This window comes from Nitriliruptor alkaliphilus DSM 45188 (assembly GCF_000969705.1).
Lineage (GTDB): Bacteria > Actinomycetota > Nitriliruptoria > Nitriliruptorales > Nitriliruptoraceae > Nitriliruptor > Nitriliruptor alkaliphilus.
On sequence record NZ_KQ033901.1, the window covers coordinates 3,355,260 to 3,381,413 of the forward strand.

20 protein-coding genes, 1 tRNA gene and 1 pseudogene are annotated in these 26,154 nt (G+C 70.1%); 11 read left to right on the forward strand and 11 right to left on the reverse strand.

All coding sequences use genetic code 11. The annotated features are described in order from the left end of the window. Positions 1 to 109: 109 nt before the first annotated feature. From NITAL_RS15555 to NITAL_RS15570, 4 genes are read left to right on the forward strand one after another with little or no spacing between them, the layout of a single operon-like run. Positions 110 to 1,678: a TIGR02677 family protein gene (locus tag NITAL_RS15555; RefSeq protein WP_052667154.1), complete on the forward strand. Its 1,569-nt coding sequence runs from the start codon at positions 110 to 112 to the stop codon at positions 1,676 to 1,678. After that, positions 1,675 to 2,976 (forward strand): TIGR02678 family protein, encoded by a 1,302-nt coding sequence (locus NITAL_RS15560; protein WP_052667155.1) that lies wholly within the window; start codon positions 1,675 to 1,677, stop codon positions 2,974 to 2,976. Before NITAL_RS15555 ends, NITAL_RS15560 begins: the two co-directional genes overlap by 4 nt. Next, a complete protein-coding gene (locus tag NITAL_RS15565; RefSeq protein ID WP_052667156.1) occupies positions 2,973 to 7,079 on the forward strand; it encodes a TIGR02680 family protein in 4,107 nt (1,368 codons plus the stop codon). The genes NITAL_RS15560 and NITAL_RS15565 overlap by 4 nt, the downstream gene beginning before the upstream one ends. After that, positions 7,076 to 8,251 carry a DUF2399 domain-containing protein gene (locus tag NITAL_RS15570; RefSeq protein WP_052667157.1) on the forward strand — a complete coding sequence of 392 codons (1,176 nt, stop codon included), beginning with the start codon at positions 7,076 to 7,078 and terminating at the stop codon, positions 8,249 to 8,251. The genes NITAL_RS15565 and NITAL_RS15570 overlap by 4 nt, the downstream gene beginning before the upstream one ends. Before the next feature lie 461 nt (positions 8,252 to 8,712). On the opposite strand, the gene NITAL_RS15580 is transcribed toward NITAL_RS15570, so the two are convergent. Next, entirely contained in the window at positions 8,713 to 8,961 is a 249-nt protein-coding gene (locus NITAL_RS15580) for a DUF6429 family protein (protein WP_211262445.1), read from the reverse strand. A 283-nt stretch (positions 8,962 to 9,244) separates the two neighbouring features. Between NITAL_RS15580 and NITAL_RS15585 the strand changes: the two genes are divergently transcribed. After that, positions 9,245 to 10,471: a hypothetical protein gene (locus NITAL_RS15585; protein WP_052667159.1), complete on the forward strand. Its 1,227-nt coding sequence runs from the start codon at positions 9,245 to 9,247 to the stop codon at positions 10,469 to 10,471. 333 nt (positions 10,472 to 10,804) lie between these two features. Here the strand turns inward: NITAL_RS15585 and NITAL_RS28595 are convergent, their stop codons facing one another. From NITAL_RS28595 to NITAL_RS29420, 4 genes and pseudogenes are all read right to left on the reverse strand, one after another. Then, a complete protein-coding gene (locus NITAL_RS28595; protein WP_157041870.1) occupies positions 10,805 to 10,963 on the reverse strand; it encodes a hypothetical protein in 159 nt (52 codons plus the stop codon). A gap of 944 nt (positions 10,964 to 11,907) precedes the next feature. Further along, entirely contained in the window at positions 11,908 to 12,231 is a 324-nt protein-coding gene (locus tag NITAL_RS15590) for a ribonuclease HepT family protein (protein WP_052667160.1), read from the reverse strand. Further along, the gene (locus tag NITAL_RS15595) at positions 12,228 to 12,488 is read right to left on the reverse strand and encodes a hypothetical protein (protein WP_052667161.1); all 261 of its coding nucleotides are present in this window, start codon (positions 12,486 to 12,488) and stop codon (positions 12,228 to 12,230) included. Before NITAL_RS15595 ends, NITAL_RS15590 begins: the two co-directional genes overlap by 4 nt. Before the next feature lie 354 nt (positions 12,489 to 12,842). Then, positions 12,843 to 12,941: pseudogene (locus tag NITAL_RS29420) on the reverse strand (excalibur calcium-binding domain-containing protein); the annotation flags it as partial. 274 nt (positions 12,942 to 13,215) lie between these two features. Between NITAL_RS29420 and NITAL_RS15600 the strand changes: the two are divergent. Further along, positions 13,216 to 14,421, forward strand: a complete 1,206-nt coding sequence (locus tag NITAL_RS15600; RefSeq protein ID WP_052667162.1) for an MFS transporter — start codon at positions 13,216 to 13,218, stop codon at positions 14,419 to 14,421. 414 nt (positions 14,422 to 14,835) lie between these two features. Here NITAL_RS15600 and NITAL_RS27370 read toward each other — a convergent pair whose 3' ends face one another. Further along, a complete protein-coding gene (locus NITAL_RS27370) occupies positions 14,836 to 15,024 on the reverse strand; it encodes a hypothetical protein (RefSeq protein WP_157041871.1) in 189 nt (62 codons plus the stop codon). Positions 15,025 to 15,391: 367 nt separating this feature from the next. Between NITAL_RS27370 and NITAL_RS15610 the strand changes: the two genes are divergently transcribed. Continuing rightward, the gene (locus tag NITAL_RS15610; protein WP_052667164.1) at positions 15,392 to 16,030 is read left to right on the forward strand and encodes a hypothetical protein; all 639 of its coding nucleotides are present in this window, start codon (positions 15,392 to 15,394) and stop codon (positions 16,028 to 16,030) included. A 47-nt stretch (positions 16,031 to 16,077) separates the two neighbouring features. Here NITAL_RS15610 and NITAL_RS15615 read toward each other — a convergent pair whose 3' ends face one another. Beyond that, the gene (locus NITAL_RS15615; RefSeq protein ID WP_052667165.1) at positions 16,078 to 17,592 is read right to left on the reverse strand and encodes a PAS domain S-box protein; all 1,515 of its coding nucleotides are present in this window, start codon (positions 17,590 to 17,592) and stop codon (positions 16,078 to 16,080) included. A 260-nt stretch (positions 17,593 to 17,852) separates the two neighbouring features. Here NITAL_RS15615 and NITAL_RS15620 point away from each other — a divergent pair, with 260 nt between their 5' ends. Next, positions 17,853 to 19,907 (forward strand): heavy metal translocating P-type ATPase, encoded by a 2,055-nt coding sequence (locus NITAL_RS15620; RefSeq protein WP_052669719.1) that lies wholly within the window; start codon positions 17,853 to 17,855, stop codon positions 19,905 to 19,907. Between the two features lie 43 nt (positions 19,908 to 19,950). Here NITAL_RS15620 and NITAL_RS15625 read toward each other — a convergent pair whose 3' ends face one another. Next, complete coding sequence (locus NITAL_RS15625; protein WP_052667166.1) at positions 19,951 to 20,745, reverse strand: thioesterase family protein; 795 nt, start codon at positions 20,743 to 20,745, stop codon at positions 19,951 to 19,953. Positions 20,746 to 20,866: 121 nt separating this feature from the next. Between NITAL_RS15625 and NITAL_RS15630 the strand changes: the two genes are divergently transcribed. The 3 genes from NITAL_RS15630 (at position 20,867) to NITAL_RS15645 (ending at position 22,882) form a co-directional block, all read left to right on the forward strand. Then, positions 20,867 to 20,940 (forward strand) — tRNA-Val (locus tag NITAL_RS15630). A 164-nt stretch (positions 20,941 to 21,104) separates the two neighbouring features. After that, positions 21,105 to 21,329, forward strand: a complete 225-nt coding sequence (locus tag NITAL_RS27375) for a hypothetical protein (protein ID WP_157041872.1) — start codon at positions 21,105 to 21,107, stop codon at positions 21,327 to 21,329. A gap of 236 nt (positions 21,330 to 21,565) precedes the next feature. Beyond that, positions 21,566 to 22,882, forward strand: a complete 1,317-nt coding sequence (locus NITAL_RS15645; protein WP_052667169.1) for an outer membrane protein assembly factor BamB family protein — start codon at positions 21,566 to 21,568, stop codon at positions 22,880 to 22,882. A gap of 149 nt (positions 22,883 to 23,031) precedes the next feature. Here NITAL_RS15645 and NITAL_RS15650 read toward each other — a convergent pair whose 3' ends face one another. The 3 genes from NITAL_RS15650 to NITAL_RS15660 all read right to left on the reverse strand — a co-directional run bounded on the left by NITAL_RS15650 (position 23,032) and on the right by NITAL_RS15660 (position 25,584). Then, positions 23,032 to 24,111, reverse strand: coding sequence for an IS110 family RNA-guided transposase (locus NITAL_RS15650; protein ID WP_052667170.1), 1,080 nt, complete (start codon positions 24,109 to 24,111; stop codon positions 23,032 to 23,034). 579 nt (positions 24,112 to 24,690) lie between these two features. Then, entirely contained in the window at positions 24,691 to 25,080 is a 390-nt protein-coding gene (locus NITAL_RS15655) for a hypothetical protein (RefSeq protein ID WP_052667171.1), read from the reverse strand. 126 nt (positions 25,081 to 25,206) lie between these two features. Next, positions 25,207 to 25,584 carry a nuclear transport factor 2 family protein gene (locus NITAL_RS15660; RefSeq protein ID WP_052667172.1) on the reverse strand — a complete coding sequence of 126 codons (378 nt, stop codon included), beginning with the start codon at positions 25,582 to 25,584 and terminating at the stop codon, positions 25,207 to 25,209. Positions 25,585 to 26,154: the final 570 nt, after the last annotated feature.

Genomic DNA, 26,154 nt, shown 5'->3' on the forward strand with positions numbered 1-26,154 from the left:
GCATCGGGCCCGTAGGTTGCGTGCGAGTGCCGCGGGGCAGTTGGCCGTCACGTGCGGACTCTCGTACGAGACCGCGTAGCGACGCCGGCAGTCCGGGTGGAGGGTGCGGGTGGGGACGAGCAACGAAGCTCGGTGGGCCGGGCTGCCACGCGGCCTGTTCGGACCGGTCAGCCCGTCCGCGGAACGCCGCGACCTGTACCTGGCCGTCCTCGCCTGCTTCGAGGACGCCCACGTCGAACCGGCGCTGAACCTCGAGCAGCTCTCCCGCCGGCTCGGGACCGTCCACACCGATCTGGCCGACGACGACACGCTGGTCAACATCCTCGACCAGCTCGAAGGGTGGGGTCACCTGGCCGCCTCCCGCGACGAGTCCGCCACCTACCGAGACCCGTCCGAGTTCCGCCGCCGAACGCTGCAGTGGTCACTGACCGGCGACGGTCAAGGGTGCGTGGCCGGCCTGAATGCCGCCGCGCAGCGTCTCGCGGAGACCGCCGGGCTGCAGCCGGCAGCGCTGACCCAGATCGCTTCGGCGCTGCACGAGGTCGCCGACCACGCTTCCGACCCGGACGGTCAGCCCGCCCAGGTGCACCTGCGCCTCGTCGAAGCTGAAGGTCACCACCGGAGCCTGGTCGAGAACCTGCGGGCGTTCACCATCCAGGTCCAAGAGCTGCTCGGCCGCACCGACGTGAACGACGACGACCTGGCCGCCGCCAAGTCCGCCATCCTGGCCTACCTGCACCGCTACGTGGTCGACGCCGGCCCTCCCGCCAGGCAGGTCGCCGCCGCGCTCGACCGGCTCGAACAGGTCGGGTTCGACACTGTGGTCGAGCAGGCGGTCATCGGCGCACACCTCGCGCCCGGCCTCGGCGGCGACGACCCGGCCGTACGCGCCGTCGAGCAGCGCCGCCGCGGTCTCGACGCGCTCGACGCCTGGTTCCGCGTCGAGGCCGGCGCCCTGTCGCCGTTCGACCTGCTGCTGCCCCGCGGACGCGACCAGATCCTGCGGTTCATGCGCGTCCTCGAGCTCCGCCGTGAACAGCGCCGCCGCGCCGCCTCGCTGCCCGACGACTTCCGGGCGCTCGCCCGCGCGTTCGCCGGCGCAGCCGGGCGCGAGGACTGCCACCGGCTGTGGGTCGCCGCGACCGCACTGCACCCGGCCAGACACCACCACCTCGCCGTCGACGACGCGCTGCAGATCCACTCGGCCACGCGCATCGCCGGAAACCCGCCCGTCGAGCTCGAGGTGGAACTGCGCCGCCGCCCGCGTTCGACCGGCCGCGAACGTGCCGCCACGCCCGTGCGTGACGACCGGGCCGCCAGAGCCGCCCGGCAGCGCCAGCAGGCCACCGAGCTCGCCGAAGCGGTCCAGCGCCGGCAGGCCATCGCCACCGACGGGACCGTGCGGATCTCCAGCTTCGACGAGCTCGACCTCGACACGTTCTCCGACCTGCTCGACCTGCTCGCCCAGACCCTGTCGACCAGCCCGCGCTCGGACGGCGCCCGATCCGCGGTGTCCGCCGACGGGCAGGTCGAGGTGGTCGTCCACCGTCTCGACACCGACCGGCGTGCGCTGCTGGTCAGCCCCGACGGGACCCTCGACACGCCCGACTACAGCGTGACCATCACCCTGCTCGGCGTCGAGGTCACGGCCCGACAGGGCGCCGGGGTCGGGTCGTGATCCTCGAGCAGCAGCAGACCGACGAACGCGGCGAAGCGGTCCGGGCGCTGCTCGCTACGCCGCTGATCACCCGTGACGCCGACCCGCAACGCTTCCGTCTGCTCGCGGTGCACCGTGACTGGCTTGCCAAGTGGTTCGACGGCACCTGCGGCTGGACGCTCGCCTTCGACCTGACCGGCGGAACCGCGCGGCTGGTCAAGCGCCGCGTCACCGATGACGCGTCCCGGCCTGCGGTGCGACCGACCGACGGTCTGCCGTTCGACCAGCTGCGCTACGTGCTTCTGATGTGTGTCGCGGCCGAGCTCGTCTCCCGTCCGCTGACGGTCATCTCCGAGCTCGCCGACGCGATCGGGGTCGCCTGCGCCGCCGACGAGACGCTGCCGGACTTCCGCGCCGAGGACTACCGCCACCGCGCGGCGTTCACCGACGTGCTCCGCTGGCTGATCGACCAGCGCCTGGTGACCATCACCGCCGGCGCGATCGACCGGTACGCCTCCGAGCAGGCCGACGCCGTCCTCGAAGCTGACGTCGCCCGGCTCGCGCTGCTGCCCGCCTCCGATCGCGCTCCCTCGCGCATCGACGCGGCCGATACCGACAGCTGGCTGCAGGCGCTGCGGACCGAACCGCGCTACGGGGAGCTGTCCGACGACCAGCTCGCACCAGAACAACGCAACCTCTGGGCGCGGCACACCCTGATCCGCGCCGTGCTCGACGACCCGGCGGTCGACATCGAGTCGCTCGATGCACGCGTGGTCGACTACCTCGCCTCGCTCACCGGCCGTCGGCTCCTGAACGTCGCGGCGACCGAAGCGGGGCTGCGTCTCGAACGTCACGCCGAGGTGATCGTCGCCGTCGACGAACGCCGCGAAGCGACCGACGCCACCTTCGGTGACCGTCCGACGACCGTGGCGATGACCGCCGGGGTCCTGCTCGGCGAGCTCGTTGACCACCAACGTCAGCCGCAGCCGCGGACCGTCGCCGAGCTCGAGACGGTCGTCGGTGCGCTGCTGGCCGCCGACCCCGGATGGGCACGTGCCTACCAGGACGAACGTGGCGCCCGGCGGCTGACCGGCGAAGCGCTCGCGCAGCTGCAGGCGTTCGGGCTCGTCCACCTCGAAGGCGACCAGGTGCACGCGCGTCCCGCCGCGGCCCGCTACCGGGTGACGATCACCGACGCGCGCCGGCCTGCCGATGCCGATGAGGCCGCCACCGGGGAGGCGGATCCCACGACCGCTCCAGAACCGACCGACCAGACCGCGCTGCCACTGGCCGCGACGCAGCCAGGAGACGACCTGTGACCATCACCGACCTGCCGGCCGGAGCTGGGACCGTCCACCTGCCCACCAGGATGCGCGAGGACCTGCGCGGACCCGCCGGACGTTGGAAGCCGGAACGCGCCGGCGTCGTGCAGGTGTGGCAGTACGGCGAGGAGACCCTCGAGTTCGAAGACGGCCGACTGCTGCTGTTCGGCGCCAACGGCTCCGGCAAGACCATGCTGCTCGAACTGTTGCTGCCCTACCTGCTCGACGCCCGCGGCCAGCAGAGCCGGCTGTCGACCTCCGGCAGCGACCGCGGCGGTCTGTGGGACCGCGTCGTCGGCTACGAGTCCGGCCAGGGACGCACCGGTTACCTCTGGATCACCTTCGCCCGCCGCACGGGCGTCAACGACGAACGGTTCACCTGCGGGGTTCGGCTGCGAGCCAAGCCGTCCGGCGGCGGCGAGCACACCTGGTTCACCACCTCCCGGTCGCCCGGGATCGACCTGTCCCTGCTCGACGACCAGCGCCGCCCGCTCGACGTCGCCGCCTTCAGCGAGGCAATCGGGGACGACGGGACCGTCTGGGGCGCCAACACCGACGGCTACCGCACCGCGATCCGCACCACCCTGTACGCCGGGTTCAACCCGCTGCGGCTCGAGTCGCTCATCGCCTCGCTGCTGGTGGTCCGCAAGCAGTCGGTCACCGACGGGCTGTCCGCCAGCCGCCTCAACGAACTGCTGCGTGAAGGCCTCCCGCCGCTCGACGACGACGAGGTCGACAAGCTCGCCCGCGGGTTCGAGGAGCTCGACCGGCGGCGCGAACGCATCGCCACGATGACCGACGACCTCGCCGCGGCCGGTGAGGTCCGCAGGGCCGCCCGCAGCTACGCACGTGCGGTCCTGGCCGCCCACGCCGACCGGCGCGTGTCGACCGAGACGCGCAAGGACGCCGTCCGCCGCGACGAACGGGCCGCCGAGACCAAGCTCGGTTCGGCCGTTACCGCCCAGGAGCGGATCGAGCGTGAGCTCGGCGCCCTCGAACGCCGGCTGCTCGAGGTCGACGGTCGCCTGTCCGCACTGAAGGACTCCGACGCGTACAAGGTGGCCGGGGTGCTCGACACCCTCCGCATGCTCGCCGCGGCCGCGAACGCCAACGCCGAGCAGGCCCGCAAGCGCGCGAACCTCGCCGCGGCGACCACCAAGAAGCTGACCGCAGAGGCCTCCCAGCACCAGCTGACCGCCGCCGAGGCCGGCAGGCAGCTCACCGAAGCGCGCGAGCACCTCGTGGCCCTCGCCGCCAGCGCGGGGCTGCACACCGACCCGGAGCTCGCCGCCGACGCCGAAGCGGACGCGCTCGCCGCGCAGCTCGACGCGATGCGGGCCGCGGTCGCCAAGATGCGTGCCGCCCTGCACGACCACGCGCTCGCCATCGCGGCACGCGACCGCGACGCGGACGCGGCCCGAACCGCCGACGGGAAGCTGACCGACGCCAAGGACGAGGTGCGCGAGTCCGACCGCGTCGCCGTCCGCACGCTGGCCGACTGGCGCGCTGAGCTCGCCGACTGGGTCGCCCACCTCGAGGTCCTCGACGGCACCCCCCTCGCCGCCCTCGTCCCGGACGCCGATGACCCTCGGCCGGTCCGCCGCGCTGCCGAAGCGGCCTACGCCGAGGTCGCTGAGCAGGTCGCCGGACGCCGCCAGCAGCTGACCACCACCCGCGATCAGTTCGAGGAAGACCGCACGGATGCCGCGGCCGAGCTTGCCCGCCTCGAAGCGGGCGGCATCGTCGAGCCCGAAGCTCCCACCGGGCGACGCGACCGGACGGGACTCGCCGGCGCGCCGCTGTGGCAGCTGGTCGCCTTCGCCGACGACCTCGGCGACCATCGCGCCGGACGGCTCGAAGCCGCGCTCGCTGACGCCGGTCTGCTCGACGCGTGGGTCGACCCTGACGGACAGGTCCACCTCGAGGGACCCGACCTGGTCCTCGCGCCGCCGCTGACGTCCGCCGAGACCTCCAGCCTCGCCGACGTGCTCACCGCCGAGCACCACCCGCAGGTCCCAGCCGCCCGTATCGACGCGATCCTGTCCCGGGTCGGGTGGGTCGACAGTGCGCTCGACGACGGACCGGCGACGCTCACCTTCGGCGCCGACGGCACGTGGCGCGCAGGGCCCGTCCACGGCCGCGCCCGCGACCACGGTCCGGCCCGCTTCATCGGCGCCACCTCCCGTGAACACGGCAGGCAGCGCCGCATCACCGAGCTTCGCGAGCAGATCGCCGGACTCGACGCCGCGGTCGCCGCCATCGACCGCGACCTCGACGCGCTCGACCGCCGCCGCCAGGACGCCGCAGACGAACGCGACGGGGTGTCGGTCGCATCCGAACAGTCGCTCGTCGACGCACGCGAACGGGCGACGCTGGCCGCCCAGGCCCGTCAGATCGCCGCCGCCGCGCTCGCCGAAGCCAGCGAGCTGCTCGAGGTCAGCGAGGACCGGGTCCGCGCCACCTTGCGCGCGGTGCACCGGGTTGGCAGCGAGCACAGCCTGCCGACCGACGCCGACGCGCTCGACCGGCGCGAGCAGGCCTACCGTGACACCGAACGGCAGATCGACGTCGTCCACCGCCGCGTCATCCGCCTGTCCGGCGACGTCGAGAAGGCCTCCTCGGCGGCGAAGGCCGCCGCCGACGCCGAGGCCCGGCAGGCGGACGACGAGGCCGACGCCGATGACCTCGAGGGCAGTGCCGCTCGCGAGCAGGCCCGCTACGAGCAGACCGAAGCCACCTCGGGCGACGACGTGAAGAAGGTCCGCGACGACATCGAGCGCGAAGAGGCGGACCACAGGCAGGTGACCGGACGGGTCAGGACCCTCCGCGTTGATCAACGTCAGACCGACGGGCAGGTCGCAACCGCGACCGCGACGCTGAGCTCCACCACCGAGAAGCGCCAGGTCGCCGAGGACGAGCGCGACCAAGCCCATCGGCAGTTCGTCCACGCCGCCACCGACCTCGCCGCCGACGCCGACCTCGGCGTCGCTCTCAACGAGCTCGAGTCGGTCACCGCGAGCCTCGACGCGGCCCAGGCGGTGCGTGCCGCCGTCGGGAACCTGTCCAGGACCAGCGAGACGGTCGCCGGTGCCCTCTCACGGCTCGAGGAGAAGGTCTACCAGGCCCGCGAGAAGCTCACCGGACGTGCCGACCTGGTCGTCGCCGGGTCGGGCAGCTTCTCGGCGCTCACCTGCCGCGTCGACGGCGCCGCGATGCGCTCACCGGCGCTCGTCGCCGGGTTCGACGCTCAGCTGCAGCAGGCCCGACTCGAGCTGAGCGCACAGGAGGAACGCGTCTTCGAGGAGACGCTGACCGGAGCGGTCCGGGACCACCTCGCCTCGCGGATCCGGTCGGCCGCCACGACCGTCCGGGTCGTCAACGGGCTGCTCGAGCACATCGAAACCGCCGCAGGTGGCGTCAAGGTGCAGCTGCGCTGGGAGATCGACGGCAGCGAGGTCGACGACCGCGACGTGCTCAAGCGCATCCGCAACCTGCTGCTCGGCTCCCGCCACGCGCCCGACGAACGCGCCGACCTGCACACCTTCCTGCGCCGTCAGATCGACCAGGTCCGCTCCGCCGAGGACGACACCGGCAACTGGAAGGACCGGCTCGCCCGCGTCCTCGACTACCGCCGCTGGCACCGCTTCACCGTGCTGGTCCACCACGACCGGTTCGGCGACCAGCCGGTCCCGTTCGACTCACGGAAGGTGTCGCTGTCGGCTGGGGAGAAGACGGTCGCGCTCACCGTGCCGCTGATCGCCGCGATCGCCGCGCACTACCTGCCCCGCGAGGGTGAGGACACCCCCGACTGCCCACGTCTGCTGCTGATGGACGAGCTGTTCCCCAAGGTCGACCGGGCCAACAAGCGCCTCCTGCTCGGCCTGATCAACGACCTCGGCCTCGACGTGGTGTTCACCTCCGACAAGGACTGGTGCGACTACGACACCCTCGACGCGATCGCGATCCACGTGGTCCAGAAGGACGGTGACGCGTCGCTGACCACCCGGTTCGTGTGGAACGGCAGCCAGCGCGCGCCGGCGCCGCCCGCGGGGCCGTCCGACGGGACCTTGCACGGTGTCCTGGCCGGGGGAGGGGCGTGACCGGACCGAACGACGGTCCAGGTGAGCTGGCCGGCGAGCTCGAGGTGCTGTGGCGAGAGCTGCACCGCCGCTACGGCGCCAGCGACCGCCGCGTCACCGGTGTGAGCCTGACCGGGCTCGCGCCGGACACCCGCGAAGCGCTCGCTGACCTGCTCCGCGAGAGCGAGCTCCGACCGCCCGACACGCGCGTCATGACCGCGAAGGTCGCCGCCGCCCTCGGCGTCGACGAGAACGGGCTGCGCCAGCTGGTCGAGGCCCGGTACGGGCAGGCTGGCAACCGCGCCGCCGACCGCGACGCCGCCGCAGCCGCACGAGCGTCTACGGCCCGTCACCTCGAAGCGCTCGCTGGTGGCGACGCGGTACTTGAGGGGTGGGCCCGGCGTCAGGCGGTCGGTGTCGGCGACGTCCTGGCCTCCCGCGCCGCCGACGCCGGCCGGGTGCTGCAAGTGGTCGCCGCCGAGCGGGACCGTCCCGTCCCGCTGCCGGTCGTCGCCGCCGAGACGTTCGGCGACCCGCACGCTCTCGACCTGGACCGAACCGCAGGTCGGATGCTCGCCGCCTTGCTGGCCGAACGTGCCGGCCTGCAGGTCTGCGGCGCCCGCGAACGGCGTCGGCTCCTGCGCGAGGTCGGCATCGTCGCCGATGAGCTGTCCTCCACCGTGACCGTCTACCGGCTCCCGGTCGCCGCCGACCACCCGTACGCCGGCACGCTGCACGGGCCCGAACCTGCTGCGCTCACCCTCGGTCAGCTGCTGGCCCACCCGCTGCAGCTCGACGAGCCCGCCGACGTGCTCGTGGTGGAGAACCCGGCCGTCCTGTCCGCCGCTGCGCTGGCCGGCTCTGGTGCGCCGCTGGTGTGCACCTCGGGGATGCCGTCGGTCGCCGCGCTCGAGCTCGTCAGCCAGCTCGTCGACGCCGGCTGCACCGTGCGAGCACACGCCGACTTCGACGCGGCCGGGCTCGTGATCGTCTCGCAGCTGGTCGCCGTCGGCGCCGAGCCGTGGCAGATGGACGTCGCCGCCTACCACCGGGCGGCGGACGCGTCGGTCTGCCCGCTGGTCACCGAACCGGTCGCGGTCGACTGGGCACCTGGGCTGGCCGAAGAGATGCGGACCTGCGGTCGCGCCGGCTTCGAGGAGTACCTGCTCGACGAGCTGATTGCCCCCGTGTGATCGCGTTAGGAGGAGTCATGCCCGACCGGGCGCAACGGCCGTTATCGCCACCCCGGACGTGCCGGGATTCCCGCCCAGCGTGAGTGCGGAGGGATACGCTAGGGATCTCTGGCGAGCCGCGGGAGCCAGGCGGACAGGTGGGGGCCCACGTGACCTTGGTCAACGTGCTGGTAGGGCTGTTCGCGGTACTCGCGGTTGTCTACGTCGTCATGCTTCTCGGCGATCTTGGGGAGCGCCAGAACAACCGGGACCGGAAGCGAGCCATCCCCGACGATGGGGACCGTGCGCAGGAGACCCGGTCTTGGGGTGGGCTGGGGCGTCCTGGTAGCGGCTTCTGAGTCTCACCGAACCGGATCGCCACAACGCCCGGTATCGCTACCCATTGAAGACGGTGGGTCACACCCGGCGTGCCCCGTGGTAGGCCGTACACGCTGATTGCTACATCGCCGTGGCCGACCAGCTCAGTCCGGGCCAGGATCTTCGGCCCCGAACAGCTCGGCGAACAGCTGCTCGGCGAGGCGCGCTCCTTCGTCGGTGAACGCGACCGACTTGGCCTTGGAACGCGGGTCGTCGATGAGCCCACGCTCGTGAAGACCGTCGGCGGCTTCCCAGGGGAAGGTCTTCCACGCCCGCCAGCCGTAGGTGTCCTTGTGCGCGTTGAGGTGCATCAGCGCGAGCACGGTGTCCTGGACCCGCCGATCGCTGTACACGGCGCCCTCGATGGTCGGAACTCCTGGACCGAGGAGGCTACGTCGACGCGGACTGTGGGGCACTCGAAGAAGCAGTCCCAGCGCGAAAGCCGTGAGTATGCGCGCGTCACTTGCGGACGCGTATCGCCCATGACGGCACGGCGGCAGTAGTGCAGGCACTGGAGGAGGTGCGGCGTCGCTGCCGCCGTGACCAGCAAGATCCACGGCCATCGCGGTTACAACAGCGACCCGCTGTTCAGCCCGAAGCCCAGGTCGCTTCGCTCCCCGCGGCTAGCCTGCACTCATGAACGAATCGTTGGTCATCTCCGCCGACCGGTACAAGTACTGGCACATCGATTATCGGAACAGGTCCATCCGAATCGTATGCCAGGACGGGCAGGTCCACGAAGAGGAACTCGAGGCCAAGTACCGGCAACACAACTCCCAGGTCGCGACCTCGACGTTCGACTGGGAGAAGTGGTGGATTTGGTCGACCACCACCAGGAACGACCTCATTCTCACCGAAGGGTTCAACCCAGCCTCCCCGCCCACTCTCAACGGTCGATCGTCTGTCTACCTTGACCAGAACCGCTGGCGGATCGTCGCTGACGCCCTCCACGACCCGGCCCGAGTGAAAGACCTCGACGAGCGACGTGCCGCTCAAGATCTCCTCCGACTCGCCAACGATGGCGGCATCGTCCTGCCCCTCTCATCAGGACACCTGCTCGAGACCGCCGGGCTGCACGGCGACCGACGCTACGAGATCGGCGTAGCGATGGCCCACCTAGCCGGCGGGTGGCAAATCCGGAACCCGCTAGATCTGTGGAAGCACGAGGTCGACCTGTCCATCCGAGAGCGTCTGGACCTGATGGAGAACGCACCCGTGCTGCACCCCATCGTCACCGAACCCGGTGCGCTTTTCGGCAGCGACACGTCCCTCGGCATCACCGAGGACACTACGGACCTCGACAAGTTCATGGCGATGTTGACCATGCCGAGCGTCATCCTGGATGTGCTCATCGACCCTGAGCGGATACCGAAGCACCCGTTCACGAAATGGGTTACCCACCACGCGGCGATTACGGCGCAGATCCATGCGGAGCAGCTCCCGAAAGAACAGCGTCGCCGACTCGCACGACGTCGCTACTGGAACGAGAACATCGGCTACTACACCACGGCGTACCGACGGCTGACGAGCTCCACAGGCTCCCCTACGTTCAGCGATCTCGAGTTGGCACGACTGTTCGCCGACTCGCCCATGGTGGGGCTGGTGTCCGAGCTCTTCATCCGCCGATTCCTCGACCACATGGGCAAATGGGAGCGCAACGACCTGGTCGACATGTTCCACCTGTCCAGCGCCGCGGGCTACGCCGACTACGTGTGCGCCGAGACTCACACCGGCACGCAACTCCGAGACGCCCAGCGCGCGCTCGGGCGTCCCGAGACCGTCTTCACGACCCTGAACGACCTGGTCACCGCCGTTCGCAGCGACGGGGCCCGAGCCGATTCCGAGCGAGCCAGTCCCGACTAGCCCGACGTGCGGGTTCGAGCACACTTCTCCTCCACCAGCAGCGGTTCCGGGCCGCGGATCGCCAGTCGGAGCCGTGTCGGCGATGTGCGGCAGACTGGTGGTGGGCCCCCGAGCGGAAGTGGACCGTTGGACGAGCCAGAGTTCGCCAGGCTTCTAGACCTGGGCCACCAGAACGCTCGGATAATGGAGCTTGCTGCGAATCACCGAACGAAGGCCGCGATTGTGGGCGCGGTGGGGTGCGCAGCGTGGGGGCGCCCAGAGCCGCCCGGTCGATAGGGACCCTCCAGCCGCAACGCTGGGGCCAGCCGCAGGCGCCTGACGCTGGGTCTAGGTTCAGCCGAAGTAGGCGTTCGGATAGTCGGACTTGGCCAAGACTTGGATAACTCGAATGACCCTTCCGCACCGGCTCATCACGGACGTGATTGGGCCTTCTGCTTCCGGTCGGTGCATATTGACGTCGACTTCCGGCTCCGTCATCTCGATCTCGTACACGTAAAGTCTGTCACCGCCGTGACGGATCCCTCGTCCGTATGCCCAGTCGAGGGCTTGGTCGCGTGATGTAGTGGCGAAGCACATCTGACGATCGTCCTCCTCACCCTCTATATTGTTGACCACGTCTGTCAGAAGGCAGTCGCCTGGTTCGTACACCCGCCGACTGCCATGGAAGTACGGTCCTGGGGGAACATCGACCGTCGAGTCTCTGTCCAGAGGCTGCTCGCTCGTCAAGTGGATTCCCCTCCCAGGCCAGGTGAGGCATCCCAAAGTATGCCAGCTTACGGCTCAATTGGTGGGATCTGAGCTCGGCCGTCGTTCGCTGAGAAGCTCACGCAGTTCACTAGCGGAGTGGCGCATGTCCCCCGCCGCTACCGCCGCTTCGCTCGGGTGGTCGCCCGCATACTCGACGGCCCCGCGGATACGATTGCAGAGGTCCCTGGCGGTATCCATGGTCTCCGCAGGCACTTCACCCGAGGATCTCAACGCCGCCATGATGCGATTCGCCGCCTGAGTCGCAGCATGGCGATCGGCCTCCTTCGGCGCCCCTTCAACATCGTCCGCTACCCGTTCGATGAGGTCGAGCGCACGTGGGATGGATGGTGGTCGCGTCACGTGACTCCCTGTAGGTGGGTTTCGACAGCGTAGTCATCCCCGACTGGCAGCACTGGTTCGACGGCTGTCCTCCGATGCTCATCACTTGTGTGCCGACGAGTTTCGCGAGTCCGAACGACGTGGATCCCGTGGAGCGCTCGAAGCGGGTCGACGGCCGACGCCGATTGACGAGGTGGGTGCAGTTCTTGGTGGTTTCCGCTCTCCGCGACCCGCGCAGAAACGGGGACTCCGGAGCTCTAGGCGCTACGTACCGGTGCATGACACCCGGTAGTTCGCTCGGGGCAGTGGCCGAGGGCTTCAACGGGGCGGTGTGCCCGGCTCATCACTGCTCACCCACGTGCTCGCTGGACCTGGTCGGTCAGGCGCGGGAGGTCCGTGACGCTCTCGTACCAGACGCGTTCCTCGGACAGGTCGCCCGGCAGAGCATGTGCGAGCAGGCTCCGGAAGCGATGCAGCTCCGCCCACGGAGCCACACCGGTCTCGATGTCGGCAGTGAGCCGGTGCGCGTCGGCGAGGTTCCCGGCCGTGATCCACAGTCGTTCCACGGCGAGCTGTCGGAGTTCATCCTCGCGCCACGCCTCGAGCGAGTCGGGCACAAGCTCGGCGATGCGGCGCAGCGTCGCGAGCAGTTGGTCGAGGTGGTACCGGCTCACAGGGGGCCGGTAGCTCGAGCCGCGGGCGCATCGTCGGTGATGACGTGCACGTAGGCCCCCACCTCGGCCGCCGCCAGCCCCGCGAACTCGAGCACGACGCGGTACCCCGGCTCGGAGCTGCGGACCACGAGCGTGCCGTCATCGCGGAGCCGCGGGGCCTCGAGACCGCTCCGCGCAGCCAGTCCGCGGAGGGCCTGCGCGTGAGCGCGGACCTCGTCGGCGGTCGCCTTCCGGTCGGACGTCGCGGTGTTCACCATGGGCAGCAGCGTACCTCGCGGGTGGTGCTCGACGGCCGTGTGTCGCGACCCCTCGACCGGCGATCCCTTGCCAACATTCTGCCAACATGGATGTTGGCAACAGCGCGACATGGGCTGGAACGCCGGATCACGCGTGGGACGCATCATCGCAGGTCAGGGCAGGTTTCCTGGCGCGGGACGGTATCCGCGGGAACCGGCGGATACGGCGTCTCGGGGTCTGCAAATCCTCCATCACGGGTTCGATTCCCGTCCCCGCCTCCAACCGGAACCGGCCCCTGACCTGCGGGAACGCAGCAGGGGCCGGTCCGCCTCACGGGCTGGTCTCCATCCCGTCCGAGCGCATCCGGTCCGGGCCTACTCGTAGCCGATGCCGTCGTCGTCACGGTCGAGCTGGCTGCCGTACCCGGGATCACCCCGATGGACCGGAGCGGCCCCTGCGACTCGCGCGGCGGCGCGGTTCGCGAAGGGGGTCGTCGCCGCAGCTTGTGCGGTCCTATCGGTCGTCGCTCGGAGGACGGTTCGGTGAGCGAATTGACCCCCTCGGGGTACGCACCCACCGCCGTCAGTTCCTACCGTGGCGCAAGCAGCCGGCCAGCTCGACCCCCCTGTCGTCCAGGACGTGGGCTGCGGAGGCTGAGGGGAAAGAGGTGCTCATCGCCGTGACCTGTGCCGCGGTCCGTACGTGCGGATCCGGCCGGTGCGGGTCAGATGCGCGGGGGACCGGTCTATGAGAGCGGCGAGCGGGGGCCCTGTCCGCCCCGCGCTGCTCCTCATCTTCATCCTGCTGGTGGCGGCCAACCTGCGCGCCGTGCTCGCAGCGGTCGGGCCGGTGCTCCCCGACATCGCATCGGACCTGGACCTGTCGCCCACCGAGCAGGGCATCCTGACGGCGGTGCCGCTGGCGATGTTCGCGCTCTGCTCGCCGCTCGTCCATCCGGTCGCGGCCCGGTTCGGGCGCGAGCGCACCTTGTTGGGGACGCTCCTACTACTGGGTGTCGGGGTAGTGCTGCGTTCGGTGCCGCTGTGGGGCGATGTGCCCCTGTGGGCCGGCACGGCAGCCATCGGTGTCGCTGTGGCTGCCGCCAACGTCCTGCTGCCCGTGCTGGTCCGCGGTGGCTTCGACGAGCGTGGCGCAGTGGTGAGTGGCCAGTACGTGGCCGTCCAGATCGTGGTGGCGGCTACCGCATCGATGCTCGTCGTGCCGCTCATGGTCATGACGGGGTCGTGGCGGCTGGCCGTGGCGGTGTGGGGTGTGCTCGTGCTGGCGGCGCTCTGTGCCTGGCGTCCGCGGCTGATCCGACCGACCGGGTTCGGGGCGGACGGCGAGTGGCTGCCTGAGCCTTCGGTTCGCGTGTGGCGCTCACCGCTGGCCTGGCAGGTGGCCGGGTACTTCGGCCTTCAGTCGGCCTGCTTCTACGTCCTGATGTACTGGCTGCCGAGCGTGGAGCAGGACATGGGTGTCGGCGCGGCGACTGCGGGAGCCCATCTGGCGGTGCTGCTGGTGACCGGTGTCGCCGCGACACTCGTGGTGCCGCCGTTGCTCGCCAACCGACGGGATCATCGACTCGTCGCGGCCGCAGCACCCGTCATCCTGCTCGTTGCGATCTCGGGCCTGGCGGTGGCGCCGAGTCTCGCGGTCGTCTGGGCGGGGATCGCCGGGTTCGCGCTGAGCGCTTCGCTGGTGATCTCTCTCGCCCTGATCAACGACAGGACCAGCCGGTCGCACGTCACCAGCAGACTGTCGTCGATGGTCCAGGGAACGGCTTACACCGGAGTGGTCCTCCTCCTGATCGCCGCCGGCCTCGTGCGAGAGTTCGTCGGGCCCGGCTCTCACGTGCTCGGCCTGGTGGCCCTCGCCTCCGTGGCGACGATCCTCCTCGCGCCGTGGGTGGGGCGCGACCGCACCCTCGACGCGGCCGTCACCCGTTCATGACGCGGATCCAGACGATCGGTCGAGCTGACCGGGGAGCCGCGGTTGTACCCGGCTGAGTACTCGTCAGAGTGGGCCTCGTCCGCTTCAGTGTTGCAGAGCATCCCACTGCGAAAGGGACCCGTTCCATGGATCGTACGACCCGTCGTCCCCCCGCTGATCTGATCGTCCCCCGCAGGACTACCGGCGAGCTGAACGCACCATGAACCAGTCACCCCCCAACCGGTCGGTCACCGTCGCCATAGAACCCTACGACCGTCACCTGCCCCTCATCGAACGACCGTAGTCCACGGATTCAGGGACCACGCTGGACTTCAGGCTCGTCGGACAGCTAGCCCACCACCGGGACGGAGACGACCGTCACAGGCGATTCCTCCACGGGAGAGAGTTCGACATCGCCGAATTCTCGCTGTCGAGCTACTTCCTGTACCGGCAGACGCGCGACGACATCACAGCGTTGCCCGTCTTCCCCCGCAGGATGGCCAGCTTCTCCCACGTCTGGGTGCGACGAGACTCGCCGTACACCTCGTGGAAGGGCTTGGCATCATCGGTCGTCGGCGTCCCCGCGTTCCAGATGTCGCTCGCGGTGGTCGCGCGTGCGGACATGGCGGAGGTCGAGGGAGTGTCGTGGCACGGTCTCACGTGGGCCACGACCCAGCCTGAGAGCGTCGAGCTGGACGTACCGGTGCGTCCCATCGAAGCGCCGTCCCTCTTCGCCGCTCTCCAGTCAGGCGAGATCGATGCCATCCTGACACCTGAAGATGGCGCGGATGGCGAGGCATGGCCCCCCCGTTCCTCGTCCCCCGTTGTCGACCAACTCAGCCACCGTCGGGCGTCGCCGGCTAGGGCCGAAGATCCCGACGCGCGGCCTCACAGCGCGACGTATCGAGGGCTAGCCCTGACGACGGGGCCCCTGGTGCGTTCGATGATGCGGTTCGGGTGACCGAACGCGTCCCCGGCTGAGGAGCCTGCAGTGAACGGACCGATCCGTCGATCCACGTGGGTACTGGGTTGGACGCTCGCATCGATGCTCGGCTTCGCCCTCGGGTTCCTCCTGGTGTTCGTCGGGGGCACCGTGTTGGTGGAGGTCATCACGGGAGATGCCGATGGGATACTCGGGGATGTGGGGTGGGGCTTCTACCTCCAGCTGACCGCGGGGTTCGCGTTGGGTGGCGCCGGCGTGGGGGCGGCGCAGTGGCTGTTCATCCGCCGCCGTGTGCCGGCTGCGGGCAGGTGGGTCCTCGGCGGTCTCCTGGGGTTCGCCGTGGTCGCGGTCCTGTACCTCGTGCTGTTCGAGCGCGTGCCGGTCGTGGTCAACGAGCTCGTGCACAACCTCGCCGGAGGCGCGGTGCTGGGACTCGTGCAGCTCCCGGTCGTCCGCAGGCTCACCGGACGCTCGCGGCCGTGGCCGATCCTCACGGCCGGGGTCATGGTGCTCGCAGGAGCCATCGCAGCTGTGCTGCGGGGGTTCGGCCTGGGAGACGATCTGAGCGGGCCGATCGGTGTCGCCGGGCTCTCGCTGGTGACGGGGCTGGTGCTGAGTCGATGGATCAACGAGGCCCGTTCGACGCCGGATGCTCACGAGGCACGGGTCCCCTCGCTACTCGAGTGATCCAGCTATTCGATCCGGCCACGTCCGACGCTGGGGCTGTCGCGACCTCAGTTGCTGACGGCGGTGATGGCGTCGCAGACCTCGCGGAGGCTGCTGCCCTTCTCGAAGTACGCGTCCGCGCCGGCGGCGATCGCGCGGTCCTCCATCGCTGCGGCCGGGTAGCCCGAGAGCACGTAGATCCGGGACGCCAGCTGTCGTTCGCGGATCAGCTCGGCCGCCTGGAGGCCGTCGAGTTCGGGCATCGACAGGTCCAGCAGCACCAGATCGGGGACGTGTCGTTGGCACAGATCGACCGCTTGGCGGCCATCGGCCGCTTCGCCGACCAGTTCGACACCGTCGAGCCGTTCCAGCTGCAACCGCAGCAGCATGCGGAGGTCAGGCGCATCGTCGGCGATGACGACCCTGATGGTCCCTGGTGGCGCGGCCGTCGCCGGATCACGCTCGTCGGTCCGGTCGGGCGGCGTCCCGGCCGGCACGTCGCTGGTGCGAACCAGGGTGCCTGGCCCTTGTGCGAGTTCGTCGTGGAGGTCCTCGAGGAGGTCGCTCATCATGCTGCGGGCGGCCGCGAGGGTCCGCTCGGCGGCCTCCCGCGCGGATGCGGGCACCTCCTCCACGTCGAGGTGCCACAGCAAGGTGACGAGGCCCTGGACCACGTTGTCGTTGAGTTCGAGCGCCTGGCGGCGGCGGGACTGTGCGTCGGCGAGCAGGCGCGCGTCGAACTCGGCCTTGCGTCGCTGGGTGGCGTCCCGGACGAACGCCGCCACGACGCCGTCGGTGGCGTCGTCCAGCGGGGTCAGTGCGATGTCCACCGGCACCATCGAGCCGTCGGCCCGCAGCGCCATGAGGTCCGAACCTGCCGCCATCGGTCGCGTCGTCGGGTTCGTGAGGTACCCGGCGCGTAGCTCGCCGTGGCGTCCACGCGTCGGGGCCGGCACCAGATCGTCCACCGACATCGTCGTCAGCGTCGCGGCGCTGTGGCCGAACAACCGCACGGCTTGCTGGTTCACGGAGGTGATCCGGCCGTTCCGGTCGGCGACGACGATGGCGTCCGGCGCCGCCTCAGCGAGCGTCTCGAACCGCGAGGCGGCCCGCCTGGCGTCATCACGGACGCTGAGATCCTCGGTGACGTCGCGGCACACGCCGTGCAGTCGGACCGGCTGCCCGTCCTCGCCCGTCAGCACCATCCCGAGGGTGCGCAGCGTCCGGACATCGCCGTCGGCCCGCACGATGCGTTCGTCGGTCTCGAAGCTCCCTCCGGTCCGTACGGCCTCGGTGTGGACCGCGGTGAGGGTCTCGCGGTCCTCGGGTAGCACGTGCTCGAGGAAGCGCTCGTAGCTCGGCTCGAACGCGCCCGGTTCGTAGCCATAGATGCGGAAGAGGGCGTCGGACCAGGTGACCCGACCCGTCATCATGTCCCAGTCGTAGGAGCCCAGGCCGCCGAGTCGCTCCGTGGCGACCTGCTGACGGTGGACGACCGCGGCCTCGAACTCAGCGCGGTCCCGAGCAGCGCGCAGGGCCGCGAGGGACTCCTCGTCACCCTGATCGGTCGATCCGCTCGACATCCCTCACCGCTCCTGCCTTCATCCCCGTACTTCCCCGCCGGACCGTAGTCGGTCGGGCGGCCGCACCGGCCTCGAAGCTGCGTGCTGGGCTGACCGGCAGCACCTGCGGCCGTCCGCGCCCGTGACGGGGGAGCTTGACAGGTACTCCTGGGGAGTATTCCCTGGGTCGGGAACTCGATGACGGAGTTGGTGTGGAGATGCACGTGTCCGACAGCGGTGCACGAGCCGGATCGCCGGACGGCCGGGCAGAGGCGTCGGCGATGACGACAGGCGAGCACGAGACCCTCGGCACGAACGGCGACCACGGGGGCCACGGAGACCACGGAGGCCACGAGGGGCACGGTGACCACGCGGCCCTCTTCCGCGATCGCTTCTGGCTGACCCTGGTCCTGACGGTGCCGGTCGTCATCTGGTCCCACCACATCCAGATGTGGGCCGGCTACACCGCGCCCGAGTTCCCCGGTGCGGATCTGATCGCGCCGGTGCTCGGCTCGGTGATCTTCTTCTACGGCGGCTGGCCGTTCCTCACCGGTGGCCTCCAGGAGGCTCGTGACCGCCAGCCCGGGATGATGCTGCTGATCGCGATGGCGATCACGGTCGCGTACGTGGCCTCCATGGCGACCTCGCTCGGGCTGTTCACCCAGGAGGTGTGGTGGGAGCTCGCGCTCCTGATCGCGATCATGCTCCTCGGCCACTGGGTCGAGATGCGCGCCATCGGTCAGGCGCAAGGCGCGTTGGCGGCACTCGCGGAGCTGCTGCCGGACGACGCGGAACGGGTCAGGGCCGATGGCTCGACCGAGACCGTCGCGATCGCGTCGCTCGCGCCAGGTGATGTCGTCCTCGTGCGGCCCGGCAGCCGTGTGCCCGCCGACGGGACCGTGGTGGAAGGAGCGGCGGACGTCGACGAGTCGATGCTCACCGGGGAGTCCAACCCGGTGAGTCGCACCGTGGACGACCGGGTCGTTGCCGGCACGGTCGTTGCGGACGCCAGCCTGCGGGTCGAGGTCGACGCCGTGGGCGACGACACGACGATCGCGGGCATCCAGCGCCTGGTCGCCGAGGCCCAGGGGTCGCGGTCCCGTGCCCAGGTCCTCGCCGACCGTGCCGCGGCCCTGCTGTTCTACGTTGCGCTCCTCGCGGGCGCCATCACCGCGGTCGTGTGGGTCACGCTCGGACAGCCGGCACTCGCCGTGGACCGCACCGTCACCGTCCTGATCATCGCCTGCCCCCACGCGCTCGGCCTCGCCATCCCGCTCGTGACCGCCATCTCCACCTCGAAGTCGGCGCGGTCCGGGATCCTCGTCAAGGACCGGATGGCGCTCGAGCGCATGCGGACCGTCGACGCGGTGCTGTTCGACAAGACCGGGACCCTGACGCGCGGCGAGCACGTGGTCGCCGACGCTGCGGCCGCCCCCGGGGTGGAGCTCGACGAACTGCTCCGCCTGGCCGGTGCGGTCGAGGCCGACTCCGAGCACCCGCTCGCCCGCGCAATCCACGCCCACGCCGCCGAGGAAGCTGGTCCGCTGCCCACCGCCACCGGGTTCCGGTCGATGACCGGCCGCGGCGTCGCGGCCGACGTGGACGGCACGGAGGTCGCCGTCGGCGGCCCCGCCCTGCTGAGGGAACGCGAGCTCGCCGTACCCGACGAGCTGGCTGAGGCGGCCGACCGCTGGAAGGAGCGCGGTGCCGCCGTGCTGCACGTCGTGCGTGACGGCGAGGTCATCGGGGCGCTCAGCCTCGAGGACGAGGTCCGTGACGTCTCGCGGCGCGCGGTCGACCAACTGCACGCCGCAGGGGTGACCGTCGCGATGATCACCGGGGACGCCCAGCAGGTCGCCGACGCGGTGGCCGCCGAGCTCGGTATCGACGAGGTGTTCGCGGAGGTGCTCCCCGAGGACAAGGACGCCAAGGTGGCCGAGCTGCAGGACCGCGGCATGACCGTCGCGATGGTGGGCGACGGGGTCAACGACGCGCCCGCGCTGGCTCGGGCCGACGTCGGCATCGCGATCGGCGCCGGCACCGACGTCGCCATCGAGTCCGCCGGGATCGTGCTGGCCTCCGACGACCCCCGCGGCGTGGTGGCCATCCGGCGGCTGTCGGCCGCGACCTACCGCAAGATGGTCCAGAACCTGTGGTGGGCAGCGGGCTACAACCTGTTCGCCATCCCGCTCGCGGCCGGGGTGTTGGCCTGGGCCGGGTTCGTGCTGCCGATGGCGCTCGGCGCCGTGCTGATGAGCACCTCGACGGTGGTGGTCGCCCTGAACGCCCAGCTGCTGCGACGGGTACAGCTGCGGGAGGTCACATCAGTGGTCTAGTGGTTCCGCCCACCCCGCGGGACGATGGCCGCCTCCGGTCGCGTCAGCGTGCCGCGAGGAACAGGGACTGCAGCGCGGTACCGATCCGGCCCCGCTCGTCCGAGAGCGTGGAGGTGGTCAGCCCGATGCCGGACGGCTGCGCGACGGACCGGGAGTCGAGCGCGACCCAGTCGCCCACTGGCAGTCGGTGGACGTCCACGGTCAGATCGGCGTTGAGGTAGAGGTAGCGGTCGATCGGTAGGGGTGGGGCCAGCCCGTTACCGAAGTCCGACGCGGCCGCGACACGGGCGATCGGGGTCGTGTCGACGTCGTCTGCGATCGGGACACCGAGGCGGAACCACGCGGTCCCGGGCCCCGGTGTGCCGAGGACGCTACCGGTGGTCGGACGGACCTCGACCGCGGTCCAGAAGCCCGTTCCCCACGCCTCACCGGCGCGCTCGACCTGACCGGCGGCTTCGGTCGGGCCGGGGGAGGGCGGCGCCGCGTCGGCGTCGGTGCCTTCGGGGAGCTCGACCTGGCCGACACGGACGCGCAGGGCGCGGCACCGCACGAGCTCGGTGCCGTCGGGGGTGGTCAGGTCCGCTTCGACGACCTGGACGCGCTTGCCCTCGCGCACGACCCGCAGCGAGGCCTCCACCGGTGCCAGGGGGACCGGTCGCACGATGTCGTAGGTCAGCCGGACGACCTGCATCGGGGCCAGGGACGGCGACGCGTCGATCAAGGCGGCGAGCAGCGCGGCGGGTGCCCCACCGTGGCAGCTGCCCGGGTCCCACGGCCCGCGCGAGAGCTCGGTGGCCGTGAAGCGGCCGTGCTCGTGGTGGAACAGGACCTCGGACACGCTGGGCTCCCGGCAGGTGCCGTCGCAGGGTAGGTGGGGTGTGCGCGGACCCGGGCCAGGTTCGCTGCCTCCCTGCGGCGGTGCTACCTTCCCGCCCGCACCGGCAGCGCCGGTGCACCTCGGGGCGTTAGCTCAGTCGGCTAGAGCGCTTGCTCGACACGCAAGAGGTCGCAGGTTCGATTCCTGCACGCCCCACCCGGAGAACCGGCCCTCGCGGCCGGTTCTCTGCGTTCTACGGCCTCCGCGGTCGTTCGTGGCAACGATCTGGCAACGAACCGTCAGTCACCGGCCAGGATCACGCGGGCCAGGGTGTTCGCGACCGACACGTCGGCGGCCGGCAGCACGTGGGAGTCCAGTTGGTGGCGTGGTACGAGCAGGTCACCACGCGGCTCCCGCGCGGAGCGTCCAGCTTCGGTGTAGACAGCGATGCCGGCGTGCTCGTCCTCGTCCTCGTCCTGCAACCCGATCACGACGCTGAGGCCGTCCAGGCGCTGCTCGATCAGTTGCCGGCTGATGCTGTCGTGGTCCGGATCTCGGACGAGCGCTGGTACGCGGGCGAGAGCGCGGAGGCGAACGAGCCGTAGGCACCATGCCCGTACAAGTCGAAGGAACCGGAGCGGCTCCGGAACGTCTCACCATCGACCGAGGAGCGCGCGTGCGACCGTGGCGTGGACCGACCTTGCTGACGGGGTTCCTCCTCCTGCTCGTAGGTGGGTGCACTAACGACGGCGAGGCCCCACCCGGGCAGACGGTCGAGCAGCCTTCGACCCAGCGCGTCGAGGCCGGTGACTCCCCGTCGGTTCAGGAGGCCTCGGATGACGTGCACCCGCTGCTGGAGGTCGAGGCGGTCCAGGGCGGCACCGTCCGTCCGTTCGAGTGGCAGCTGGTGGGTGTCAGCCCTGACGAGCGAACGCTGGTCGTGGGGACGTCCTTCGGTGGGTGTGAGCGGCTCGAGGGGTGGGAGGTCGCCGAGGAGGGCTCACGTGTGGTCATCGCCGCGCGCATGTTCACGCACGAAGCGTCGAGCAGGGACGTGTCGAACTGTGATGACGTCGGGTACGAGGAGCGGCTCACGGTCGAGCTCGACGCACCGCTCGGTGATCGCGAGCTGGACGGCTGCCAGCTGGCCGACTGTCGCCACGGCCCGTTCACCCGCACCCTGGTGGATGTCGGGCACGAGGTCGCCGCCGCGGAGAACGCGCTGGTGGTCAACGGAGGGACCGAGCAGTGGAGTCTCGATCCGGCGGACGGGATCGAGCGGTGGCGGTGGACCGAGCGTGGGATGGTGTGGGCGCTGGCCGGGCCCTCCCGCCTGGTCCGCTACGACGGCAACTACGGCATCGACCTGCTTGACGCTGCTACCGGTGACGTGCGTTCGTCGATGACCGGCACACCGGTCGGGTTCGCCGGTGACACGCTGGTTTCGTGCCGCGAACGTGATGAGGATGACCCCGCCGGCGTCGCTCGGGTCACTGAGGCACGAGACCTCTCGACCGGGGACCTGCGGTGGGCGATCGACCTCGGCTGTGACCACGAGTTCGGGACCGACGGTGTCGTCGTGAGCTTCGGTGGACGCCAGAGCGGCGGTCCGAACCAGCAGACGATCGTGCGCATCTCGGACGGGACCGAGCTGGCACGCGTCGACCTCGGGGTCCAGTGGGGCGGCGTGCCCGTGCTCGTCGGTGGCGAGGTCGTCGTCCGTCATGCGGGCCGAGGACTCATCGCCATCGACGTGGCAACGGGCGACCTCCGCGATCTCGAGCTCGAGGTTCCGCTCCTCGGCGCAGCAGAGGAGACGCTCATCGCGGTGGACGAGACGGCCCTGACCGGGCGGTCCGTCGCGGACGGCGAAGTGGCGTGGGAGATCCCGGTCGATCTGGTACAGGTACGTCCGATCGTGACCGGGGGTGCGGTCTTCGTCAACGACGGGGCAGCCGGTGAGGTTGCCCGACACGACCCCACCACGGGTGAGCTCCTCTGGACGGCAGATGTGGGCCGGAGCAGCAGCATCGACATCGCTGTCCACGACGGGCTGGCCTACGCCGCGACCCCGACCTCCCTGGTCGCACTCGATCATCGCACCGGCGAACGACGCTGGTGGGTGCCGACCGTCGTGGACGACACCGCATCACGGTGACCCGAACACCGCGGCGGGCCGACGCGCCACTCACACACAACCAGGAACCGCGATGAACACCGGTAGGACCGGCTCGGCCTTCGCCCGACGCCTAGCGCGTCGTTGGACCTACCTACCGACCACCGCCATCACCGATGCTTCTATAGTCGTCAAGCGGCGGGGACGAGGTCGGGTTCTGCTTCGGTGAGGGCCTCGACGATCAGGGGGTAGAGCTCTCGTGCGGTGTAGCGCTTGAGGCGTCGGAGGATGTCGAGGTTGGCTTTGGTGCCGCCGGTTCGCTTCTTGACGTAGGCCTTGGAGCGGGGGTCGCAGAGCAGCCGGTTGACGGCGATCAGGTGGAGCGCGGCGTTGGCCTGGCGGTCACCGCCGCGCGAGAGGCGGAACCGGTCGGTCTGTCCGGATGAGGCGGGGATGGGGGCGGTGCCGGTGAGGCGGGCGAACGCGCCTTCGGAGCGCAGCCGCTCGGGGTTGTCGCCGGCGGTGACCAGCAGGGTGGCGGTGGTGTGGATCCCGACCCCGCGCAGCGCGACGACCTTGGGTGCGGTCGTGGTGACCAGGCGGGTGAGCTGCCGGTCGAGGTCCTTGATCTCGGCGTCGAGCGCACGGAAGCGCTGCGCGAGCTTCTTCATCGCGTAGCGGGTCGCGGCGAGCACGGTGTCGGGTTCGTCGCCGGGTCGGAACTTGGCGGCGATGGCGACCCGCTTGCGGGTGGTTCGGCCCTCGAGCTGTTCGCGGAGCGCGGGGGGTGCGGTCACGGTCAGCGCGTGTAGCTGGTTGGTGACCTGGCTGCGGGAAACGACTGCGGATCGGCGGGTGAGCCGCAGCACCCGGATCATCTCGACGTTCCCGGCCCCCGACTTCGGAGTGACGGTCGCTTCGCCCGAGAGCACCTTGCGGGCGGCGGCTTCGGCGTCGATCGGGTCGGACTTGCCGGCGTTGCGGCGCAGCTTGCGGTCAGGCCGTTCGACCTCGACCACCGCCAGGCCACGGTCCCGTAGCCAGCGGCACAGCCCCGCGCCGTACGCGCCGGTCCCTTCGATCCCGACCGTGTCGATGGTGCCAAGCTCGCTGGCCCAGGCGTACAGCTGGGCGAACCCGGCGGTCGTGGTGGGGATCTGGAGCTGGTCGAGCCGGCGGCCGAGCTGGTCGAGCGCGACCGCCAGATGGGTGTGCTTGTGGGTGTCGATGCCGAGGGTGACGAACACCTCGGCCTCTGGCATCGTGGGCATCGCACCGTCTCCTCATCGGTTGATGGCAGGACGGTGCGGCGGGGTCGGGTCGTGCGGACAGCACCGCGACGAGACCGCAGGGCAGGCTTCTATCAAGTCACGGCGGCCCGGCTCTCGCCACACCTCGACGGGGCCGCGCACCGGCCGACGGATCGGTTACAAGACACGAGGTCGGTGATTATGTGAGGCAGACCGGTGGCGGCCACCGCTGCTGCCCACCCTGGCAGGACGAGCAGCTGCAGTCATCCTCGCAGTGATTGCGGGCGGTCGCCTGTGGCGGAGCAGACGCACATAGCCGCTACGGCAGCGGCGGCCCTGTGGGGAGCGATCGAGGGGGCGACGGGCAGTTGGCCACTGCGATCCTTCGGGCCAAGGACCGCGGTCGGTATCCGGGGATTCCGTAGGTCCACGAACTTTCCAGCCCAGGGGATCCCAGGCGTTCGACAAGCCCATGGGATCCGGGGATAGTGCCGGTAGCCGTATCCCTCCCCGCGCTCGGGTTCCGTAGCATGGTTGTCGTTGTGGGAGTTCAGCGCAAGCTGTCTTGCGTAGATGACCGGGCAGCCCAAGCGACCTACTTCAAGTGGCCGGTAGGCGGCTGAACCCGGTGACGAGGTACTTGATGGTCACGGCAATACCGGCGCTTCTTATCCGTTCCATCGTCGTGAGGATCGTGTCGCTGGGCTCGCCACAGATCAGGATCTGCATCTGGCTCGAGTCGATGTACTCCTGCCATTCGAAGCTGCGGTCTCCGAGCACGGCGAACTGCTGGTCCATGGACTCTGCGTCAGGATGCAGTTGCACGCTTGTCGCCTCGCTCCGGCCTTCATCAACGTAGACAGCGGAGTGGATGACGCGAGGATGGTTCGCCTCGATGAATGCGAACCACTCCGGAACCGCCTCCTTGAACCGGTCGACCATGCCGGGTTTGACCGGGTAGGTGGTCACAAAGAGCAGGGGATCGGCCATGACAGTTGACTCCTCGCTGGATGGGGCTGAATCGCGATTCGTCCCGTATGAGCACATCATGCGTCGGTTCGGGCGAACACGCGGGCCTGGTGCTGCAAGTTTGACAGTGAGCCGCAGCCGCTTCCGCTACTGCGACCAGAACTCCATGGCTGCTTGAGGGTCACCGAGAAACCCCCAGTACTCGATCACCCGGCCGTCCTGGAACCGGTAGACGTGGACCTGACGGTCTTCGTACTTCAGATCGCCGCGGGCTGCACGAACCGTCGTGAGAACCATGCCGTACTCGTCGTCGGCCAAGAGAGCGTGAATCTCGCGCGCGATAGTTCCACCTGCGACGTTGTCCGACTCAGCCAGCATCGCCAGCACCTGCTCTGGACCCTGCAGATCGCCACCTTCGGCGTGCCACACAACGTCGTCGTGGATCCACTGACCGACCGGGCCGACCTCAGCCCGATCCCGAAGCCCGTACGCGGTCCGAAGGAGTTCCTCGTTGGGATGGACCATGCCACCACCCTCCTACCGAGCCGGCCCCTTGGGCCGAACCCGCTCGGCCGTACACCGACGGCCATCCCGATCCTAGACAGGAGATCTCCACTCCGATAGCGGTCGTGGCCCCATCGAGGACCTGGAGATCTCCAAGAAGCCTGCACAGATCCCTCCGGTGGTCGGTGATGGCAGGTGAGACGCACTCGCCGGCGTCTGCCCAGCATGAGACACGCGTGGGCGGAACCCCTCTTCACGCCCCTTTGGTATTCGCTGATACCGGATGCGGTCCTTGCGGAGGCGAAGGATCGCAGTCCCGGACCGGCCTACGGGGTGAGGGCGACGGCGGTTCCGCTCGTGAACCGCAGTGGCCGTGTGCGTCCGGCCAGTTGAGGGTCAACCGCGCCGCGCATAGCCGCGGGCGCTGATTCTGCTTCAGCCCCTGGCTCGCTTCCAGATCGATGGCCAGAGCCACACGTGACCTGTGGCTCCTGCCACGATCGCCAGGGCCATCACGGCGAGCGTGAGCGGCAGGTTGGCGTCAAGCACCCGGGTGTAGTCGCGGTCCGGATTGGTTCCCTCGACCACGGC

Excerpts from the sequence above, each read along its gene's own strand:
- NITAL_RS15585 (WP_052667159.1), top strand. The coding sequence starts at position 9,245 with ATGAACGAATCGTTGGTCATCTCCGCCGACCGGTACAAGTACTGGCAC.
- NITAL_RS15595 (WP_052667161.1), bottom strand. The coding sequence starts at position 12,488 with ATGGTGAACACCGCGACGTCCGACCGGAAGGCGACCGCCGACGAGGTC.
- NITAL_RS15600 (WP_052667162.1), top strand. The coding sequence starts at position 13,216 with ATGAGAGCGGCGAGCGGGGGCCCTGTCCGCCCCGCGCTGCTCCTCATC.
- NITAL_RS27370 (WP_157041871.1), bottom strand. The coding sequence starts at position 15,024 with ATGTCCGCACGCGCGACCACCGCGAGCGACATCTGGAACGCGGGGACG.
- NITAL_RS15615 (WP_052667165.1), bottom strand. The coding sequence starts at position 17,592 with ATGTCGAGCGGATCGACCGATCAGGGTGACGAGGAGTCCCTCGCGGCC.
- NITAL_RS15620 (WP_052669719.1), top strand. The coding sequence starts at position 17,853 with ATGACGACAGGCGAGCACGAGACCCTCGGCACGAACGGCGACCACGGG.
- NITAL_RS15650 (WP_052667170.1), bottom strand. The coding sequence starts at position 24,111 with ATGCCCACGATGCCAGAGGCCGAGGTGTTCGTCACCCTCGGCATCGAC.
- NITAL_RS15655 (WP_052667171.1), bottom strand. The coding sequence starts at position 25,080 with ATGGCCGATCCCCTGCTCTTTGTGACCACCTACCCGGTCAAACCCGGC.
- NITAL_RS15660 (WP_052667172.1), bottom strand. The coding sequence starts at position 25,584 with ATGGTCCATCCCAACGAGGAACTCCTTCGGACCGCGTACGGGCTTCGG.